Consider the following 17,449-nt stretch of genomic DNA (forward strand, 5'->3'; position numbering starts at 1 on the left):
CTCAGGCCATGAACGCGGGTGCCCCGACGGGCAGCATAAATCGGAACTGGGCGCCGCCGCCGGGGGCGCGGCCGACCGTGATGCTCCCGCCGTGCGCCTCGACGATGCCCTTGACGATGTACAGGCCCAGGCCGGTGCCGCCGCGTCTGCTGCCCCGCCAGAAGCGGGTGAACACGCGGCCGATCGACTCCTCGGGGATGCCGGGGCCTTCGTCGCTCACGGTGACTGCCGTGCCCTCCGTCGTACGGTCGCCGCCGGTGGCCGCGGCGGGTGCCACCTCGATGGTGACAGTCCCGTCGCCGTGCCGCACGGCGTTTTCCAGCAGGTTGCCGAGGATCTGGTCCACCTTGTCGGGGTCCGCCCACAGCGCCGGCAGCGGGTGCGCGACCTCGACCCGGAAGCGCGTCGCGTCGCGGCCCGCCGCCACGTGCCCGTCCACGTGGCGCTGCACCGCGGCGGCGATGTCGACCGGCTGGCGGCGCACCTCCAGCCGGCCGGAGTCGATCCGGGAGATGTCGAGCAGCTCGGCGATCAGCCGGGTGACGCGGTTGGCGTCGGCGTCGACGGTCTCCAGCATGAGCTTCTTCTGGTCCTCGGTGAAGCGTTCCCACTTGGCCAGCAGCGTCGCGGTGAAGCCCTTGACGGAGGTCAGCGGCGAGCGCAGTTCGTGGGCGACGGTGGCGATCAGCTCGGCGTGGCTGCGCTCGGTGCGCCGCCTGGCCTCGGTGCCGCGCAGCGTGACGACCAGCCGGCGCAGCGGGCCGCAGGGGCGCTCGCGCACGTAGCGGGCGGCGACGAGCACCTCGCGGCCGCCGGGCAGCAGCAGATTGCGCTCGGGCTGCCCGGTGCGGACGGCCAGTCCCGCGTACGGGTCGGTGAGCTGCCACCAGCGGCGGCCTTCCAGGTCCTCCAGCGGCAGCGCCCGCTCCAGCGGGCCGCCGAGCGCGTCGGCCGGGCGGGTCGCGGTGATCCGGGCGGCGGCGGCGTTGAAGCAGATCACCCGGCCGCGCTCGTCGGCGACCACCAGGCCGTCGGGCAGGTCGTCCGGGTCGATGCCGAGGCCGTACGGGTCGGCGGCGTCGTGGGCGGGCGGCGGGGCCGGGCGCGCGGGCGCCGCGGTGCGTGTGCTGCGCGTGCCTCGCTGCGGCATGACGTCCATGGCCGCCACCCCCTCCTCCAGGGCCCGGGCCGCCACCCTACTAGCTGGAGGTGACGCTGCGGCACCCTGCGGGCGCGCGCTGCGCCCGCGCGGAGGCGTAGAGGCACACCGCGGCGGCGGTGGCGAGGTTGAGGCTCTCGGCCCTGCCGTGGATGGGGACGCGGACCACCGCGTCGGCCAGCGCCCTGGTCTCCTCGGGCAGGCCCCACGCCTCGTTGCCGAAGATCCAGGCGCTGGGGCCGCCCATGGCGCCGCGGTCCAGCTCGTCGTCCAGGTCGCGGTCGCCCGCGCCGTCGGCGGCCAGTACCCGTACGCCAGCGGCGCGCAGTCCGGCGACCGCGTCGGCCACCGGGACGCCGGTCGCCACCGGCAGGTGGAAGAGGCTGCCCGCGGAGGCGCGGACCGCCTTGGGGTTGTAGAGGTCGACGGAGGCGTCGGTGAGCACCACGGCGTCCGCCCCGGCGGCGTCGGCGCAGCGCAGCACGGTGCCGGCGTTGCCCGGGTCGCGGACGTGGGCGAGGACGGCGACCAGCCGCGGGCGGGCGGCGAGCACCGCGTCGAAGGGGGTGTCGAGGAAGCGGCAGACGCCGACCAGGCCCTGCGGGGTGACGGTGTCGGAGATCTCCGCGATCACCTCGGGCGTGGCGGAGAGCACCGGGGCGCCGGCGGCGCGGGCCGCCTCGACCAGGCCGGCGTGCCGCTCGGCCGCCTCGGGCGTGGCGTACAGCTCGATCAGGGTGCGGCCGGCCGGGCCGCCGGGGTGCGCGACCGCTTCCCGTACGGCCTGCGGGCCCTCGGCGAGGAAGCGGCGCTCCTTGCCGCGGAAGCTGCGCTTGGCCAGCCGGTGCGCGGCGGTGACCCGCGCGGACCGCAGCGACGTCAGCTCGGGGGTGGGCATCCGTACCTTCCAGAGGTGCTCGTGGGCGGCGCCGGCGCGCGGCCCGGTGCTCGCCGCGCCGCGCTCACCGGCGCCGGACAGGCCACGGGCCCGCAGGGGACAAACCCACCCGCGGGCCCGGGAAGACGCGCTGCGTACAGCGCGGGCGTCACGCCGCCTTGGGGGCGTTCACGTCGGACGGCAGCGCCTTCTGCGCCACCTCGACGAGCGCCGCGAAAGCGTTGGCGTCGTTGACGGCCAGCTCGGCGAGGATCTTGCGGTCGACCTCGACGTTGGCGGCCTTCAGGCCCTGGATGAAGCGGTTGTAGGTGATGCCGTTGGCGCGGGCAGCGGCGTTGATGCGCTGGATCCACAGCTGACGGAAGTCGCCCTTGCGCTTCTTGCGGTCGTTGTAGTTGTAGACCAGGGAGTGGGTGACCTGCTCCTTGGCCTTGCGGTAAAGGCGCGAACGCTGACCGCGGTAACCGCTGGCCTGCTCGAGGATCGCCCGGCGCTTCTTGTGGGCGTTGACTGCCCGCTTGACGCGTGCCACTTGATAACTCCTTCTCGGGGGCCGCGGGTGTGTTCACGCGGCCCGAAAGCGAATGGGTCCCGGATCGGACGGCGCGCCCCGCTGCGGGGGCGCGTCGGTCACTTGCCGAGAAGCTTCTTGATCTTCTTGGCGTCCGCCGGGGACACCTCGACGGTGCCGGTCAGGGCGCGCGTCTTGCTGGACGGCTTGTGCTCGAGCAGGTGGCGCTTGCCGGCACGCTCGCGCAGCACCTTGCCGGAGCCGGTGATCTTGAAGCGCTTGCTGGTCCCGCTGTGCGTCTTGTTCTTCGGCATGGCGCCGTGGTCTCCTCGTCGCTGGCCCTCCCGTACACCCCTGGGGGCGCACGGACGGCGTCAGTCCTGCATTACCGACCCGGAGCCGGGGGCTCCGGGATGTTCTCGTCTCAGCCGGCGTCGGCCGGGGCCTCGACCGCCGCGTCGTCGGCCGACGCGTCAGCGACGTCGTCGGTCGCGTCGTCGGCGTCCACGTCGTGGTGCGCGTCGCCCTGGCGCTCCGCCTTGCGGGCGGCCTGGGCCTCGCGGGCCTCGGCCATGGCCTCGGTCTTCTTCTTGTGCGGACCGAGAACCATGATCATGTTCCGGCCGTCCTGCTTCGGGTTCGACTCGATGAAGCCGAGGTCCTGGACGTCCTCCGCGAGCCGCTGCAGCAGCCGGTAGCCCAGCTCCGGCCGGGACTGCTCGCGTCCGCGGAACATGATCGTGATCTTGACCTTGTCGCCCTGCTTGAGGAACCGGACGACGTGACCCTTTTTGGTGTCGTAGTCGTGCGGGTCGATCTTCGGCCGGAGCTTCATCTCCTTGATGACCGTGTGCGCCTGGTTCTTGCGCGCCTCACGGGCCTTCATGGCCGACTCGTACTTGAACTTCCCGTAGTCCATGAGCTTGCACACGGGCGGACGGGCGTTCGCCGCGACCTCGACCAGGTCGAGGTCGTACTCCTGCGCAAGCTCCAGTGCCTTCGCAAGCGGCACAATGCCCACCTGCTCGCCACTGGGACCGACAAGTCGCACCTCGGGAACGCGAATCCGGTCGTTGATGCGGGGCTCGGCGCTGATGGGGCCTCCTCGGTTGCACCACGCGACTGACTGGCCGACAGCCGCGCTCTGTCTTCGTCTCCGACCCCGTACCGGAACGCAGAAAACGCCCCATACGGGATACAGGCGGGGCTCCTCACAACCGGGAGCACCGCCGCGATATTCCGCGGGGCGCATCGGACGGCTCGGCGTCAGGGGTGCTGACGCGTACCGTCTGACCGGAACCCGTCGGCCCTCGGGCCGATCGGGTGGGAGATAGGAGCCTCCACTTGCTGGCCGGACACACTGATGTCCGACCGGTCGTTCACCCAGCATACCAGCGGCTGCCCGAAGGCCGTAATCGGCCGGACGGGGCATATCGTGTCCCGCATGAGCGAGACACCGCAGCCCGGACACGCCCCCGGATTCGACGACCTGACCCGTGACATCGCGGACGTGCCCGCCGTCGAGGTGATCACCACCGTGGCCGTCCACCTGATGAGCGCGGCGGCGGTGAACCTGGGCCTGGCCGAGGAGGGCGCGCAGCACAAGGACCTCGACGAGGCGCGCAAGCTCATCCAGGCGCTGGCCGGGCTGGTGACCGCCGGCGCCACCGAGATCAGCTCCTTCCACGCCGCGCCGCTGCGCGACGGGCTCAAGTCGCTCCAGCTCGCCTTCCGCGAGGCGTCGGTGGTGCCGGACGAGCCCGGCCAGGGCCCCGGTGAGAAGTTCACCGGCCCCGTCTACGCCTGAGGGCCGCGGCCCGGTCCCGGCGCGGCGCCGCCGCGCAGGTCGCCGAGCCCGTCGGCGCGCACCGCCGTCTCCATCTCGGCGGCGGCCGCGCGGGCCGCCCTGGCCGCGGCGAACGCCGGGTGCGTCGCCTCGTGCACCACCGCCGCCAGCGCGCCGCCGACCAGCGGCGCCACCAGGAACAGCCACACCTGGGTCAGCGCGGGACTGCCCGCGAAGATCGCCGGTGCCAGGCTGCGCGCCGGGTTGACGCCGGTGCCGGTGAGCGGCACGCCGATCAGGTGGATCACCACCAGGGCCATGCCGATGGGCAGCCCGTCGAAGCCGACCACGGCGATCCGGTGGGTGACCGCGAGGTAGACGAAGACCAGCAGGAAGGTCATGATCACCTCGACCACGAAGGCGCCGAAGATGTTGACGCCGACCGCGGAGCGGTAGCCGTAGCCGTTGGTGCCGAAGGCGCCGTGCGTCCGCAGCCCCGGGACCTGCTTGGCGACGAGCAGCAGCAGCGCGGCGCCCGCGATGCCGCCGAGCACCTGCGCGATCCAGTACTCGACGGCGGTGCGCACGGTGATCCGCCGGGCGACGAGCATGCCGAGGGTGACCGCCGGGTTGAGGTGGCTGCCCGAGATCGGGCCGACGGCGTACGCGACGGCCAGCAGCACCAGGCCGAAGGCGAACGCGATGCCGAGCGTGCCGATGTACTGGCCCGACACCACGGCCGCGCCGACGGCGAAGAAGACCAGCACGAGCGTGCCGAGGAATTCGCAGACGAACGCCCGCTGGTCGGCGGCCGTCCGGTTCTCCGTGATCGTTCGCATGTCCATCCGGACCTCCACGAAATGATCTTTCACCTGCCTCGTATTGTGGGCCTCACAGGTGGGACCCACATCTCGGGCGGTCTCCCGGCGCGCCGGCCGCGCGGCGAACCGCGTCCGGCCATGCGGCGGTGCGCGGTGCCGCGCTCAGCGGGAGAAGGGCGCAGGCTCAGCGGGAGAAGAAGGGCGCGCCCGGCACGGTGGCGTCCGGCGGCAGCAGGGCCAGGTCGAGGCCCTGGACGAGCGCCGCCCGCAGCACCTCGTCGGCGGCCAGCGCCGCGGCGACCGCGCCGCCGGTGCCGGCCACGTCCGCCTCCGGCGCGAGCACCAGGCCCAGCGTGCCGTCGCTCCCCTGCTGCCCCGGCCCCAGGTGGGCGCGCACCACGCCCGGCTGCGCGGCGAGCGCGTCCCGCAGCGCGGCGCGCACCGCGGGGTCGGCCAGCGGGTCGCGTCCCGCCGGGCCGAGGGCGGCGGCGCGCAGGTCCGCGCCGGTCAGCTCGTACGGCACCGGTCCTGCCAGGTCGATCAGCAGCGTGTCGGCTCCCTCGTGCGCGACCGCCTGGAGCGCCTGGCGCAGCGGCACCGCGACCGGCCGGGCGTCCGCCCGCCACCGGGCGAGCGCCGCCAGTGAGGTGAACGCGGGGAGCGCGCGGCGGCCGTCCGGCGCCTCGATCACCGGCACGGCCATGTCGCTGCTCTTCTCCCGGCGCAGCCCGTCGGGGCCGGTCTCGGCCTCGCCGAGGACCGCGACGACCGGCACCAGCAGCCGGGCGCCGTGCAGGGCCGAGGCGACGGCCGCCGCCGTGGCGGGTCCGCGCCGGGCCGCGTAGCCGTCGAGCGCGGCGGCGAGCGCCGGGTCGGCGGAGCCGTCGTCGTCGGAGAAACCGGGGTCGGGGATGTTCTTCAGCGCCACCCGGGAACCCTATCCGCCCGGTCCACGCCGCCCGCCGGGGCGCCCGCCGGCGGCTGCGGCGCCCGGGTGCGGAAGGAGCGGGACCACAGCACCCCGGCGAGCACCACCAGCAGCCCGCCGGCCGCCGCGCACCACGCGGCCACGCCGTCGCCGAGCACCTGGGCGCGGTCCGGCGGCCGCGGGGCCGGCGTCGGGCCCGGCGCGAAGAAGCGCTGCGGGTACGCCACCGGCGCGGGGACCACCGGGCCGGGCGCGAGCCTGCGCGCCGCGGCGAGCGCCGCCGCGGGGTCGATCATGCCGGTGCCGAGGTCGTCGCTGCGGCCGCCCTGCGGCCTGAACCGGGTGGTGCTCTGCAGGACCTGCTTGACCTGCAGCGGGCTCAGGTGCGGAGAGGCGGAGCGGATCAGCGCGGCGGCCCCCGAGACGTACGCGGAGGCCGCGCTGGTGCCCCAGCCGGTGTAGTACTTGCGGTTCGGGTCGGCTATCACCACGTCGTCGCCGGGCGCGGCGACCGAGGAGTACCAGCGGCTGGTGGAGAACGGCGCGTGCCGCCCGTAGCGGTCCACCGCGGCGACCGCGATCACGCCGGGGTAGGCAGCCGGGTAGGAGGAGCGGTCGGCCTGGTCGCCGCCGTTGCCCGCGGAGGCGACCACCACGACGCCCTTGCCCAGCGCGTACTGGATCGCGTCGTCCTCGGCCGCGACCGGCGCGGCGGTCGCGCTGTCGTCGCCGAGCGAGAGGTTGATGACGTCCGCGCCGTGGTCCACCGCCCAGCGGATGCCGGCCGGCAGCGCGTCGCCCCTGCTGGTCCTGGCCTTCGCACGCTGCGGGTCCTTGTCCTCCAGGATCACCCGGACCGGCAGGATCCTGGCCTTGGGCGCGATGCCGAGCACGCCCGAGCCGTCGCCCGGTCCGTGCCCGTGCCCGGCGATGATCGCGGCCATCCCGGTGCCGTGCCGCGCCCACGCCGAGTCGCCGCGCTCGGCGCCGAAGCCCACCTCGTCCTTCCCGGCCAGCACCTGGCCGGTCAGGTCCGGATGGGTGGCGTCGACACCGGTGTCGAGCACCGCCACGGTCACCCCCGCGCCCTGCGTGGTCCGCCACGCCTGCTGCGCGTGCAGCGCGCCCAGCGCCCAGTCCAGACTGCGCGCGGCGTCCGCGTGCGCGGGCGGCGCGCCCGTGACGGCGACGAGCACCGCGCCGGCCGCGGCCAGCAGCCGCCTCGCGGCACGCCCGGCCCGGCCCCGGGACGGTCGGGGGGCCGAAGCCGCGGAGGGCGCGGGGGCGGGGATCGGGGCGGTCGCGCCGTCGGAGACGCTGGGGCCGGGGCCGTGCACGCGGCGGGGGGAGGTCATGAGTGCTTCTTCGCGGCGGGGGTGGGGCCGAGGGCGCTCTCGGCCGCGGTGTGGGCGCGGTCGTCGACCGCGGAGGCGAGGCCGGTGGCGTCGAAGCCGAGCCCCGCCTGCGCGGCGGCGGTGGTGGTGCCGGCGGCCTCGGCCCTGTCGGCGGGCTGCGGGGTCGCGACGGTGCGGCCGTCGGCGAAGCCGCTCACCGCGTAGACGACGAAGGGCTGGTCCGCCGAGACCTGCACCGCCCAGCTGCCGCGCTGGTGCCCGCCGAAGCGGGCGGCGGCGGTGCCGGGGAAGGCCACCGGCCTGGGCAGCAGGTCGGCGCGCTCACCGAGCCGCTCGGCGGCCCAGCGCCGGTTCAGCGTGGCCATGGCCGCCGGCTCCCCCGAGGTGACGAGCAGCCCGACGGTGGTGACCGTGGTCGAGGTGCTGTCGACGTAGGTGGCGCGCAGCAGCCGGGTGCAGCCGGCGGGCGCGAGCACCCGCTGCAGCAGCGGGTCGAAGGCCCCGGTGCAGCCCGCGGGCGCCGCGACGCCGATCCGGGACCACGAGCGGTCGGCGCCGCCGGGGCCGGCGCCCTGCTCGGTGAGGGTGCGCGGGAAGAGCTGGTCGACCGGGGTGTTCCGCCACACCGTCCTGGCCTTGGCGAACGCCTCCGGGCTGCCGTCGGCGACCGGCGGCGCCGGCCGCGGCGCGTGGTTGATGGCGGCGCCGGCCACCGCGCCGCCGATCAGCCCGAGGCCGAGGACGAGCGCCACGGCGGCGGCGATCCTGCCGCGGGTGCGGCCCCAGCCGTGGCCGTCGCCGGGGACCGGGGGCGGCGGCCACGGCGGCGCCACCGCGGGAGCGGCGGGCGGGGGCGCGGACGGCGGAGGCGCGGGTTGCGGGGTCGCGGTCGGCGGCGTCCTCGGGGGCGGCGGCACGGCGCTCGGCGCGGGCGCGCCACCGGGTGCCTGCGGGGGCGGCGGGACCGGGCGGCGGGGCGGTGCGGGCGCGTGGGCGGGCATCGGGTCGGCCCGCGGTATCGGCGGTACGCCCGCGGCCGGGCCGGCCGAGCGCGCGGGCGGCACGGCGGGCCGCGGCGGGGCGGCGGGCGGCGGCCCGGCGGGAGCCGGCGGGACCGGCGGCCTGGGCGGAAGGTCACCGCCCGAGGCGGACGCGGAGGCGGAGGGGGCCGGCGGGGCGGCGGGCGCCGGACGCGGCGGGACGGCGCCACGGGGCTGGAGGGTGGGGAACGGACCCGGCGGAGTCTGTCCGTTGTCCACTCCGGTGCTCACCCGGCGCCCCCTCGTGACCTGTACATGCGCGGCTTGCGCGTCACTCTACGGTGTCCCCGCCGGAGGCCGCTGCCACGGGGCTCCGGCTCCGCCCCTACCGCGCGGTAGCCCCGGTCTGGCAGGCTGCGCCCCATGTCCGATCGCATCGCCGACCGCTCCCGGTACGACCGGGCCACCTCCCACCTCGACGCGCCGCTGGCGATCGTGGACCTGGAGGCGTTCGACGCGAACGCCGACGACCTGGTCCGGCGTGCCGCGGGAAAGCCCATCAGGGTCGCCTCGAAGTCCGTCCGCTGCCGCGCGCTGCTCGAACGCGTGCTGGCCCGCGACGGCTTCGCCGGCCTGATGTCCTTCACGCTGGAGGAGTCGCTCTGGCTGGCCAGGGCCGGCTTCACCGACGTGCTCCTCGCGTACCCCTCGGCGGACCGGGCCGGGTACGCGGCGCTGGCCGCCGACCCCAAGCTCGCCGGCGCCGTGACGGTGATGGTCGACGACGTCGCCCAGCTCGACCTGATCGAGGCGGCCCGCGACGGCGGCGGCGAGACCGTGCGGGTCTGCCTGGAACTCGACACCTCGCTGCGCAGGTTCGGCGGCCGGCTGCGGGTGGGCGCGCTGCGCTCGCCGCTGCACGCGCCGGAGCGGATGGCCGCGCTGGCCCGTACGATCGCCGCCCGGCCGGGATTCCGGCTGGTGGGGATCATGGCGTACGAGGGGCACGTCGCCGGCGTCGGCGACAGGCTCGCCGGGCGCCCGGCGCGGTCGCTGGCCATACGGCTGATGCAGTCCGCGGCCCGCAAGGAGCTGGCGGCCCGGCGGGCGGAGGCGGTGCGCGCGGTGCGCGCGGTCGTGCCGGACCTGGAGTTCGTCAACGGCGGCGGCACCGGCAGCGTGCAGCACACGGCGGCGGAGGACGCGGTCACCGAGATCGCGGCGGGCTCCGGGCTGTACGTGCCGCGGCTGTTCGACAACTACACGTCCTTCCGCGGCCGGCCGGCCGCGCTCTTCGCCATGCCGGTGGTGCGCCGGCCCGGCGTGGGCGTGGTGACCGTGCTCGGCGGCGGCTACCCGGCGTCCGGCGCGGCGGGGCCCGACCGGCTGCCGGTGCCGTACCTGCCGGAGGGGCTGCGCTACGACCCGCAGGAGGGGCCGGGCGAGGTGCAGACCCCGCTGCTCGGCTCGCCCGCGGACGATCTGCTGATCGGCGACAAGGTGTGGTTCCGGCACGCGAAGGCCGGTGAACTGTGCGAGCGCTTCGCCGAGTTGCACCTGGTCGAGGGTGACCGGGTGACGGCGGTCGCGCCGACCTACCGGGGCGAGGGCAAGACCTTCCTGTGACGCCTGGCGGCCCGCCCGCGCACGGGCGGGCCGCCAGGCGCCGTCGGCCGGCGGCGACCCGGGTCAGGTCGGGTCAGACGCCGGCGCCGCTGGTGCCGCCGCTGCTGTCGGCCTTGATGCCGTCGGCGATCTGGTCCATCACGTCCAGGCCGGGCGCCTTCGGGTCGACGTCGAAGCCGAAGCGCACGACGACGATCTTGCCGCTGCCGGACGGCGACGGGAAGGCCAGCGACTCGACGTAGCCGCCGGTGCCGGACTTCGTGACGACCTTCCAGCGCACCAGGTAGCCCCGCTGGCCGGCGACGGTCACCGCCTTGGAGGCGAGCTGCTGGTGCGAGGTGGTGGCGCCGTAGATCTCCGGGCTGTACGAGTTGGCGGCGTTCGGTGCGATGTCCGCCTTCGCGGCCGCCTCCGCGCCGGTCGCCTTGATCTGCAGGGCGGCCGCGGGCTGGGCGAAGACGCCGCCGCGCACGCAGCTCTTGCTGGCGTCGCCGGGGCACGCGTACTCGCTGGTGACCACGCTGGAGCCGATGCCGCTCGCGCCGCTGCTGCCCTGCCAGCCGTCCAGCACCGGGAGGCTGATGCCGTCGTAGGCGTCGACCGCCTTGGTGCTGTCGCCGCGGGTGCCGGGGTCCTGGGTGCCGGGGTCCTGGGGCAGGCCGGGGTCGGTCGGCCTGGTCTGCGGGCCGCCCTGCCGCGGCGTGCCCGAGGCGGCGGGCGCCGGGGGCTGCTGGGAGGACGCGTCGTCGTTCTTGCCCTTGCCGAGGGCGAGGACGCCCGCGACCACGCCGCCTATCAGCACCAGGGCCACCACGATGGCGATGACCACGTTGCGGTTGTTGCGGCGGGCGCCGCCGCCCGGTGAGGTGATCACATCACCCGACGGATACGCCGGGTACGCCGGGTACCCCGGATACGCGGGCTGCGCGGGATTCGGCGCCGGGGCGGTCCGCGTGTACTCCGTCCACGCGCTTCCGTCCCACCAGCGTTCCATGGCCGGGCTGTTGCCTGTGTGCCCGGGTTCTGGATACCAGCCGGGCGGGGTCGTCGTCGTCACGGCCGTCACCCTATGGCCCCTGCATGAGAATCCCGTAAGGACCGGGGTCACATACCGGTCACATCCGCCCTTCGCCGCCGCCGGCCGGGAATCGGCCTCACTGCCGGGTCCCGGCCGACGGGAGCAGGGCGAGCAGGTCGCGGGCCGGGCCGGTGGGCGGGTGCGGGGTGGGCCAGATGGTGCGCAGCCGCCGGGTCAGCGCGAGGGCGGCGGAGACCGGCACCGGGGTGAGGCGGCCCGCGGCGACCTCCTCGGCCACCGCCAGCTCGCTGAGCACCGCGGGGCCCGCGCCGCTCGTCGCCGCGGCCTTGACCGCGGTGGTCGAGGCGAGTTCGAGCAGCGGCGGCGCGGGGCCGCCGAGCGCGGCGAGCGCCGCGTCCAGCACCTGCCGGGTGCCGGAGCCGGCCTCGCGCAGGATCAGCGGGGTGGCGGCCAGCTCCGCGGCCTCCAGCGGGCGGCGCCGCCGCGCCCACGGGTGGCCGGGCGCGGTCACCACCAGCAGCCGGTCGTGGGCGATCACCGCGGAGCCGAGGCCCGCGGGCACGTCGAGGCCCTCCACGAAGCCGATGTCCGCCTGACCGGTGAGGACCAGCCGGGCGACGGCCGCGGAGTTCCCGGCGGCGAGCGACACCGCGGTGCCGGGCTGCCGCCCGTGCAGGGCGATCAGCCAGCCGGGCAGCAGGTACTCGGCGACGGTCATGCTGGCCGCCACCCGCAGCCGCGAGTCGCGTCGCCCGCGCAGCGCCCGCGCGCCCGCGTCGAACGCCTCGGCCGCCTCGAGGACCCGCCGGGCCCACTCGCTGACCAGCGCCCCCTCGTCGGTCAGCCGCGAGCCGCGGGGCGAGCGACGCACCAGGGCGACGCCGAGCCGGGTCTCCAGCGCGCGTATCCGGCCGCTGGCCGCGGGCTGGCTGATGCCCAGTTCGCGGGCGGCCCGCCCGAGGCTGCCCAGCCGGGCGACGGCGAGCAGCAGCTCCATCGCGCCGAGGTCGGGCACCCGGTGGGCCAGGGGCGCGGGACCCGCGGCCTCGTGCGTCATAAGTCCAGCTTATGCCCCGATAGCCCGGCACCGTCTACCGGGCGGCCGCCCGCCCGGCGAGGGTCGGAGCATGGCCGCACCGAGCAGCACACCGCTGCCGTACTCCCCGCACCCCCCGCGCCCCTCCGTCCTGCCCTCGCCTCCGCCGCGTTCGCGGCCGGCCGGCGGTCCGGCCGCCCGGCACGGCCGTGCGGCCGCCGCGCTGCGCGGGGTCGGCCCGAACTGGTACGCCACCGTGATGGGCACCGCGATCACCGGGAACGCGGGCGCGGCACTGCCCGGCTGCCCCGGCTGGCTGCGGGCCGCGTGCACCGCGGTGTGGGCGCTGTCAGCGGTGCTGCTCTGCGCGGTGCTCGCCGCGCGCGCCGGGCACTGGGCGTGGCACCGAGACACCGCGCGGCGCGGCCTGCTGGACCCCGCGGTCGCGCCCTTCTACGGCTGCGCGCCGATGGCCCTGCTGGCCGTGGGCTCGGGTGCGCTCACCCTCGGGCGGCCGGTGCTCGGCGAGCACGCGGCGGTCGCCGCCGGCGCGGCTCTGTGGGCGGTGGGCACGGCGGCCGCGCTGCTCGTCGCGGCCGCGGTCCCGTACCTGATGGTGGCGCGGCACCGTGTCGGGCCGGGCGACGCCTCGCCGGTGTGGCTGCTGCCGGTGGTCGCGCCGATGGTGGCCGCGTCGGTGGGCCCCGCGCTGCTGCCGCACCTCGCCGCGGGCGCCACGCAGGAGCGCGGGGCGCTGCTGCTCGGCTGCCTGGCGATGTTCGGGATGAGCCTGCTGGCGACGCTGATCACGCTGCCCGTGGTCTGGGCGCGGCTGCTGCAGCGCGCGGCCCTGCCGGCGGCCTCGGCGCCCGCGCTCTTCCTCGTCCTGGGCCCGCTCGGGCAGTCCACCACGGCCACCGGCGCGATCGCCGACGCCGCCCCTGGCGCGCTCCCCGCGCCGTACGCGGAGGCGCTGCGCGGGTTCGCGGTCGTCTACGGGGTGCCGGTGATCGGCTTCGCCCTGCTGTGGCTGGCGATCGCCGCGGCCCTCGTGCGCCGCGCCGCCGGCGAGGGGATGCGGTTCTCGATGACCTGGTGGGCGTTCACCTTCCCGGTCGGCACGTGCGCGACCGGCGCCGCGTCCCTGGCCCGGCACACCGGGCTGCACGCCCTCACCTGGCTTGCGGTAGCCCTCTACGCCGCCCTCGTACTCGGCTGGCTCACGGCCACCGCCGGCACGCTGCGCTCCGCCCGCCCGGCATAGGGACCCGCGCGACTCCCCGGGGGCACGGGCAACCACCCACCGGCCGGCGGCCCGGCCACCACGGCGACCACCCCTCCGGGGAGGTCCTCAGCGGGCCGCGCGGAGCGCACCGGTGAGGACGTCGGGGGCGCGCAGGAGGGAGGGGCCGTACCAGGTGAGGTGGCGGCCGTCGACGAGGGCGGCCGGGACGCCGGGGAACGCCTCGGGGCCGTCGTGCGCGCCGAACGCGTAGGGCTCGTCGGGGAGGACGACGAGGTCGAGCGGGGGCAGCCCGGCCGGATCGAAGCGCGGGTAGCGCTCGGCGTGGCCGGCCAGGACGTGGTCGACGCCGAGCCGGGCGAGCAGATCACCGGCGAAGGTGTCGCGGCCGAGCGCCATCCAGGGCCGCCGCCAGACCGGGACGACGGCGGTGCGGCGCGGGGCGTGCGGTGTCACGTCCCGCCAGGCCGCCCGCGCCCGGTGCAGCCAGCCGGGCGGCGCGATCCCGCAGCCGTCCGCCAGCACGCGCTCCAGCTCGCTGAACGCCTGCGGCAGCGACCGCACCTCGGTGACCATGACGTCCAGCCCCGCGGCGCGCAGCGCGTCGAGGTCCTGCGCGCGGTTCTCCTCCTCGTTGGCGATGACCAGGTCGGGGGCGAGCGCGGCGATCGCGGCCACGTCGGGGTTCTTGGTGCCGCCGATCCGCGCGGCGGCCAGGTCGGCGGGGTGGGTGCACCAGTCGGTGACGCCGACCAGCAGGCCGGGCGCGCTGACCGCGACCGCTTCGGTGAGCGAGGGGACGAGCGAGACGACTCGGGTCACGCCCCCACCGTACGGCGGCGCACGGCGGTGCACCCGCGCTGTCGGTGGGGCGTGCCATGCTGGCGCGGTGACTGAGGAGAGCGACGACCACAAGCCCGGCGGGCTGCTGCTGCTCGACACCGCGAGCCTGTACTTCCGCGCGTACTTCGGCGTGCCCGAGTCCGTGAAGGCCCCGGACGGCACGCCCGTCAACGCGGTGCGCGGGCTGCTGGACTTCATCGCCAGGCTGGTCTCCGACCACTCCCCCGGCGCGCTGGTCGCGTGCATGGACGCCGACTGGCGGCCGCAGTGGCGGGTGGACCTGATCCCGTCGTACAAGGCACACCGCGTCGCGGACCCGGCCGGCTCCGAGGAGGTGCCGGACACGCTGTCCCCGCAGGTGCCGGTGATCGAGGCGGTGCTCGACGCGATCGGCATCACCCGGATCGGCGTGCCCGGCTACGAGGCGGACGACGTGATCGGCACGCTGGCCGCCGCCTCACCGGGCCCGGTCACCGTCGTCACCGGCGACCGCGACCTGTTCCAGCTGGTGGACGACGCGCGGGGGGTGCGGGTGCTGTATCCGCGCAAGGGCGTCGGGGACTGCGACGTGATCGACGAGCAGGCCATCGCGCAGCGGTACGGCGTACGGGCCGGGCAGTACGCCGACTTCGCGGCGCTGCGCGGCGACCCGAGCGACGGGCTGCCGGGGGTGAAGGGCATCGGCGAGAAGACCGCCGCGGAGCTGATCGGGCAGTACGCCGACCTGGCGGGCGTGCGGGCCGCGGCGGCCGATCCGTTCTCGAAGCTCACGCCGGCCCGGCGGCGCAATCTCCTGGCCGCCGGCGAGTATCTGGACGTGGCGCCGAAGGTGGTGCGGGTGGCGCTGGACGTGCCGGTGCCGCAGGTCGACGCCACGCTGCCGGCCGAGCCGGCGGACCCGGAGGTACTGGAGGCGCTGGCCGCCCGCTGGGGTCTGGGCGGTGCGCTGACCCGCCTGCTGGACGTGCTCGCCGCCCGCTGAGGGCCCGCGCCGCTGAGGGCGGCGGCGGGGCCGCGCCGAGGGGGTCGGAGACCTCCGTCCGTGCGGTACGGGGGGCCCGCACAGACGGAGGCGTGGGAGGGGCGGCCGGGCGGCTAGCGCGTGCCCGGTCGCCGTTGCAGGTGCAGGACCAGCCCGGAGACCAGGCCGGTCACCGCGAAGGTCCACCACACGTGGTGGAAGGCGGCCAGCGCGTCCGCCTCGCCGGGGCTGCCCAGCACGGCGACGAAGGCGCTGATGCCGAGCACCGCGCCGAGCTGGCGGAAGCTGGAGTTGATCGCCGAGCCGATCGCGAACCGGGCGGCCGGCAGCGACTGCACGGCGGCCGCGGACTGGACGGGCAGCGTCAGCCCGATGCCGAGGCCGGTGAGGACGGACGCGGGCAGCAGGTGGGTGGCCCAGTGCGGCGACGCGCCGATCTCCAGGGCGAGCAGCCCGGCGCCCGCGAACCACAGCAGGGCGCCCGCCGTGAGCACCCGCCGGGCGCCGTACCGGACCGCGAGCCGGCTGCCGGTGCGGGCGACGAAGGCGACCACCAGGGGTCCCGGAGCGGTGGCGAGCGCGGCGCGCAGCACCGAGTAGTGCCAGACGGTCTGCAGGAAGATGATGTTCGCCAGCAGCAGCCCGTAGAAGGCGGCGGAGAAGAGCATCGACGCGACGTTGACCAGGCTGAACTGCCGGACCCGGAAGAGCGTCAGGTCCACCACCGGGCGGGCGGCGACGCGGGTGCGCCACAGGAAGACGGGCAGCAGCGCCGCGGCGACCACGAAGCCGCCGAGCACCCTCGGGTCCGACCAGCCCCAGGCGGGGCCCTCGATGATGGCCAGGCTGAGGGCCGCGGGCATGGCGGCGACCAGCAGGACGCCGAGCGGGTCGGGCAGGCCCTGGGCCTGCGGGTCCCGGGACTCGCGCAGCAGCGGTATCCCGAGGGCCACGACCACGATGCACACCGGCACGTTGACCAGGAACACCCAGCGCCAGGAGGCGTACTGGGTGAGCAGCGCGCCGGTGGTGGGGCCGAGCGCCGCCGCGGCGGCGCCCATCATGCCCCAGGTGCCGATGGCCACCGGCCGCCGCTCGGGCGGGAACTCGGGCAGCACCAGGGCCAGCGAGGTCGGGGTGACCAGGGCGGCGAAGGCGGCCTGCAGGGCGCGGCCGCCGATCAGCACGTCGGCGTTCGGCGCTGCGCCGCACAGCGCGCTCATCACGGCGAAGCCGGCCAGGCCGATCAGGAAGACGCGCTTGCGCCCGTAGCGGTCGGCGAGCCGGCCGGCCGGGATCAGCACCGCCGCGAAGACCAGGCTGTACGCGTTGAGCACCCACGACAGGTGACCGGTCGCGGTGCCGAAGCTGCGGCTGATGGTCTCGAAGGCGGTGTTGACGATCGTGGTGTCGAGGAACATCACGAAGACCCCGAAGCTGCTCAGTGCGAGCACGCGCCGGGCCCTGCGGAGGTCGTACGTCTGCGGCGGCGCGTTCTCGGCCGGTGTCGCTGTGCGCTCGGGCAGGGTCATCGTGAGGTGCACCCCGGAGTGTGTTGTGATTCCCTACTGACTGCGGGGCATGACCGTAGCAGCGGTGAGTAGGAGAAGGCAACACAGCCGGTTTACGCTGGAACCATGGACGCTGCAGACGTGGACGCGGGCACCGGCACGGGTATCGGATCAGGTATCGGCACGGCCACGGGCACGGACGTCGCCCCCGCGGCGGCGGGCTGCCCCCCGGCCGCGCTGGGCGAGATGGCGGGCGTGCCGATCGGGGTCAGGCCCTGCTCGATCGCCGCCGCCCTGGAGATCCTCGGCGAGCGCTGGTCGCTGCTCGCCGTGCGGGAGATGGCCTACGGCGTGCACACCTTCGCGAAGATCGCGGGGTTCACCGGCGCCTCGCGCGACATCCTCGCGGACCGGCTGCGCAAGCTGGAGCAGGCCGGGGTGGTCGAACGCCGGCCGTACAGCGAGCACCCGCCGCGGTTCGAGTACCACCTGACCCGGGCGGGTCTCGAACTCTTCCCGCTGATGATGGCGTTGCGCGAGTGGGGGGACCGCTGGGCGGTGGACGTGCCCTCGGTGGAGTTCCGGCACACCTGCGGGGAGCAGGTCCGGCTGGAGATGCGCTGCGAGCACTGCGGCGACCCGGTCACCCGCGAGTCGCTGACCCCGTCCCGCGTTCGCTGAACGGAACGGAACGGGACGGGGCGAGGCGGGACGGGACGGGACGGTGCGCT

The 17,449-nt window shown here is 76.0% G+C and carries 18 protein-coding genes; 5 read left to right on the forward strand and 13 right to left on the reverse strand.

Annotation, left to right across the window (positions count from 1 at the left end):
- Window position 1 precedes the first annotated feature (1 nt).
- From V2S66_RS13535 to infC, 5 genes are all read right to left on the reverse strand, one after another.
- Window positions 2-1,150: a sensor histidine kinase gene (locus V2S66_RS13535; RefSeq protein ID WP_413966387.1), complete on the reverse strand. Its 1,149-nt coding sequence runs from the start codon at window positions 1,148-1,150 to the stop codon at window positions 2-4.
- Between the two features lie 49 nt (window positions 1,151-1,199).
- The gene (locus tag V2S66_RS13540; protein WP_330794953.1) at window positions 1,200-2,057 is read right to left on the reverse strand and encodes a TrmH family RNA methyltransferase; all 858 of its coding nucleotides are present in this window, start codon (window positions 2,055-2,057) and stop codon (window positions 1,200-1,202) included.
- A gap of 148 nt (window positions 2,058-2,205) precedes the next feature.
- Window positions 2,206-2,589, reverse strand: coding sequence for a 50S ribosomal protein L20 (rplT, locus tag V2S66_RS13545; protein ID WP_006141703.1), 384 nt, complete (start codon window positions 2,587-2,589; stop codon window positions 2,206-2,208).
- A 98-nt stretch (window positions 2,590-2,687) separates the two neighbouring features.
- A complete protein-coding gene (gene rpmI, locus V2S66_RS13550) occupies window positions 2,688-2,882 on the reverse strand; it encodes a 50S ribosomal protein L35 (protein ID WP_330795010.1) in 195 nt (64 codons plus the stop codon).
- Between the two features lie 110 nt (window positions 2,883-2,992).
- On the reverse strand, window positions 2,993-3,664 hold the full coding sequence (gene infC, locus V2S66_RS13555) for a translation initiation factor IF-3 (protein ID WP_330795058.1): 672 nt from the start codon (window positions 3,662-3,664) through the stop codon (window positions 2,993-2,995).
- Window positions 3,665-4,012: 348 nt separating this feature from the next.
- Here infC and V2S66_RS13560 point away from each other — a divergent pair, with 348 nt between their 5' ends.
- Window positions 4,013-4,375 carry a DUF1844 domain-containing protein gene (locus V2S66_RS13560; protein ID WP_330795012.1) on the forward strand — a complete coding sequence of 121 codons (363 nt, stop codon included), beginning with the start codon at window positions 4,013-4,015 and terminating at the stop codon, window positions 4,373-4,375.
- Here V2S66_RS13560 and V2S66_RS13565 read toward each other — a convergent pair.
- From V2S66_RS13565 to V2S66_RS13580, 4 genes are all read right to left on the reverse strand, one after another.
- Entirely contained in the window at window positions 4,366-5,193 is an 828-nt protein-coding gene (locus V2S66_RS13565; RefSeq protein WP_413966388.1) for an MIP family channel protein, read from the reverse strand. The two genes, V2S66_RS13560 and V2S66_RS13565, sit on opposite strands and share 10 nt — an antisense overlap.
- A gap of 166 nt (window positions 5,194-5,359) precedes the next feature.
- Window positions 5,360-6,103 carry an SseB family protein gene (locus V2S66_RS13570; protein ID WP_330795016.1) on the reverse strand — a complete coding sequence of 248 codons (744 nt, stop codon included), beginning with the start codon at window positions 6,101-6,103 and terminating at the stop codon, window positions 5,360-5,362.
- The gene (gene mycP / locus V2S66_RS13575) at window positions 6,094-7,458 is read right to left on the reverse strand and encodes a type VII secretion-associated serine protease mycosin (RefSeq protein WP_330795018.1); all 1,365 of its coding nucleotides are present in this window, start codon (window positions 7,456-7,458) and stop codon (window positions 6,094-6,096) included. The genes V2S66_RS13570 and mycP overlap by 10 nt, the downstream gene beginning before the upstream one ends.
- Window positions 7,455-8,291: a hypothetical protein gene (locus V2S66_RS13580; RefSeq protein ID WP_330795020.1), complete on the reverse strand. Its 837-nt coding sequence runs from the start codon at window positions 8,289-8,291 to the stop codon at window positions 7,455-7,457. The genes mycP and V2S66_RS13580 overlap by 4 nt, the downstream gene beginning before the upstream one ends.
- Window positions 8,292-8,861: 570 nt before the next feature.
- Between V2S66_RS13580 and V2S66_RS13585 the strand changes: the two genes are divergently transcribed.
- Window positions 8,862-10,064, forward strand: coding sequence for an amino acid deaminase/aldolase (locus V2S66_RS13585; RefSeq protein ID WP_330795022.1), 1,203 nt, complete (start codon window positions 8,862-8,864; stop codon window positions 10,062-10,064).
- 73 nt (window positions 10,065-10,137) lie between these two features.
- On the opposite strand, the gene V2S66_RS13590 is transcribed toward V2S66_RS13585, so the two are convergent.
- The gene (locus V2S66_RS13590; RefSeq protein ID WP_330795024.1) at window positions 10,138-11,121 is read right to left on the reverse strand and encodes a DUF2510 domain-containing protein; all 984 of its coding nucleotides are present in this window, start codon (window positions 11,119-11,121) and stop codon (window positions 10,138-10,140) included.
- Window positions 11,122-11,218: 97 nt separating this feature from the next.
- Window positions 11,219-12,160, reverse strand: coding sequence for a LysR family transcriptional regulator (locus tag V2S66_RS13595; protein WP_330795025.1), 942 nt, complete (start codon window positions 12,158-12,160; stop codon window positions 11,219-11,221).
- Window positions 12,161-12,230: 70 nt separating this feature from the next.
- Between V2S66_RS13595 and V2S66_RS13600 the strand changes: the two genes are divergently transcribed.
- Complete coding sequence (locus tag V2S66_RS13600; protein WP_330795027.1) at window positions 12,231-13,403, forward strand: TDT family transporter; 1,173 nt, start codon at window positions 12,231-12,233, stop codon at window positions 13,401-13,403.
- An 87-nt stretch (window positions 13,404-13,490) separates the two neighbouring features.
- On the opposite strand, the gene V2S66_RS13605 is transcribed toward V2S66_RS13600, so the two are convergent.
- Window positions 13,491-14,204 (reverse strand): helical backbone metal receptor, encoded by a 714-nt coding sequence (locus V2S66_RS13605; protein WP_330795029.1) that lies wholly within the window; start codon window positions 14,202-14,204, stop codon window positions 13,491-13,493.
- Window positions 14,205-14,310: 106 nt separating this feature from the next.
- Here V2S66_RS13605 and V2S66_RS13610 point away from each other — a divergent pair, with 106 nt between their 5' ends.
- A complete protein-coding gene (locus V2S66_RS13610) occupies window positions 14,311-15,207 on the forward strand; it encodes a 5'-3' exonuclease (RefSeq protein ID WP_330795059.1) in 897 nt (298 codons plus the stop codon).
- A gap of 113 nt (window positions 15,208-15,320) precedes the next feature.
- On the opposite strand, the gene V2S66_RS13615 is transcribed toward V2S66_RS13610, so the two are convergent.
- Window positions 15,321-16,751, reverse strand: coding sequence for an MFS transporter (locus V2S66_RS13615; protein WP_330795031.1), 1,431 nt, complete (start codon window positions 16,749-16,751; stop codon window positions 15,321-15,323).
- A gap of 93 nt (window positions 16,752-16,844) precedes the next feature.
- Between V2S66_RS13615 and V2S66_RS13620 the strand changes: the two genes are divergently transcribed.
- Window positions 16,845-17,399: a winged helix-turn-helix transcriptional regulator gene (locus V2S66_RS13620; protein WP_330795033.1), complete on the forward strand. Its 555-nt coding sequence runs from the start codon at window positions 16,845-16,847 to the stop codon at window positions 17,397-17,399.
- Window positions 17,400-17,449 lie beyond the last annotated feature (50 nt).

The organism is Actinacidiphila polyblastidii (assembly GCF_036353415.1).
GTDB lineage: Bacteria > Actinomycetota > Actinomycetes > Streptomycetales > Streptomycetaceae > Actinacidiphila > Actinacidiphila polyblastidii.

Coding starts and splice junctions, on each gene's coding strand:
- V2S66_RS13535 (WP_413966387.1), bottom strand. CDS start 1,150: ATGCCGCAGCGAGGCACGCGCAGCACACGCACCGCGGCGCCCGCGCGC.
- V2S66_RS13600 (WP_330795027.1), top strand. CDS start 12,231: ATGGCCGCACCGAGCAGCACACCGCTGCCGTACTCCCCGCACCCCCCG.
- V2S66_RS13585 (WP_330795022.1), top strand. CDS start 8,862: ATGTCCGATCGCATCGCCGACCGCTCCCGGTACGACCGGGCCACCTCC.
- mycP (WP_330795018.1), bottom strand. CDS start 7,458: ATGACCTCCCCCCGCCGCGTGCACGGCCCCGGCCCCAGCGTCTCCGAC.
- V2S66_RS13540 (WP_330794953.1), bottom strand. CDS start 2,057: ATGCCCACCCCCGAGCTGACGTCGCTGCGGTCCGCGCGGGTCACCGCC.
- rpmI (WP_330795010.1), bottom strand. CDS start 2,882: ATGCCGAAGAACAAGACGCACAGCGGGACCAGCAAGCGCTTCAAGATC.
- V2S66_RS13560 (WP_330795012.1), top strand. CDS start 4,013: ATGAGCGAGACACCGCAGCCCGGACACGCCCCCGGATTCGACGACCTG.
- V2S66_RS13565 (WP_413966388.1), bottom strand. CDS start 5,193: ATGCGAACGATCACGGAGAACCGGACGGCCGCCGACCAGCGGGCGTTC.
- V2S66_RS13620 (WP_330795033.1), top strand. CDS start 16,845: ATGGACGCTGCAGACGTGGACGCGGGCACCGGCACGGGTATCGGATCA.
- V2S66_RS13595 (WP_330795025.1), bottom strand. CDS start 12,160: ATGACGCACGAGGCCGCGGGTCCCGCGCCCCTGGCCCACCGGGTGCCC.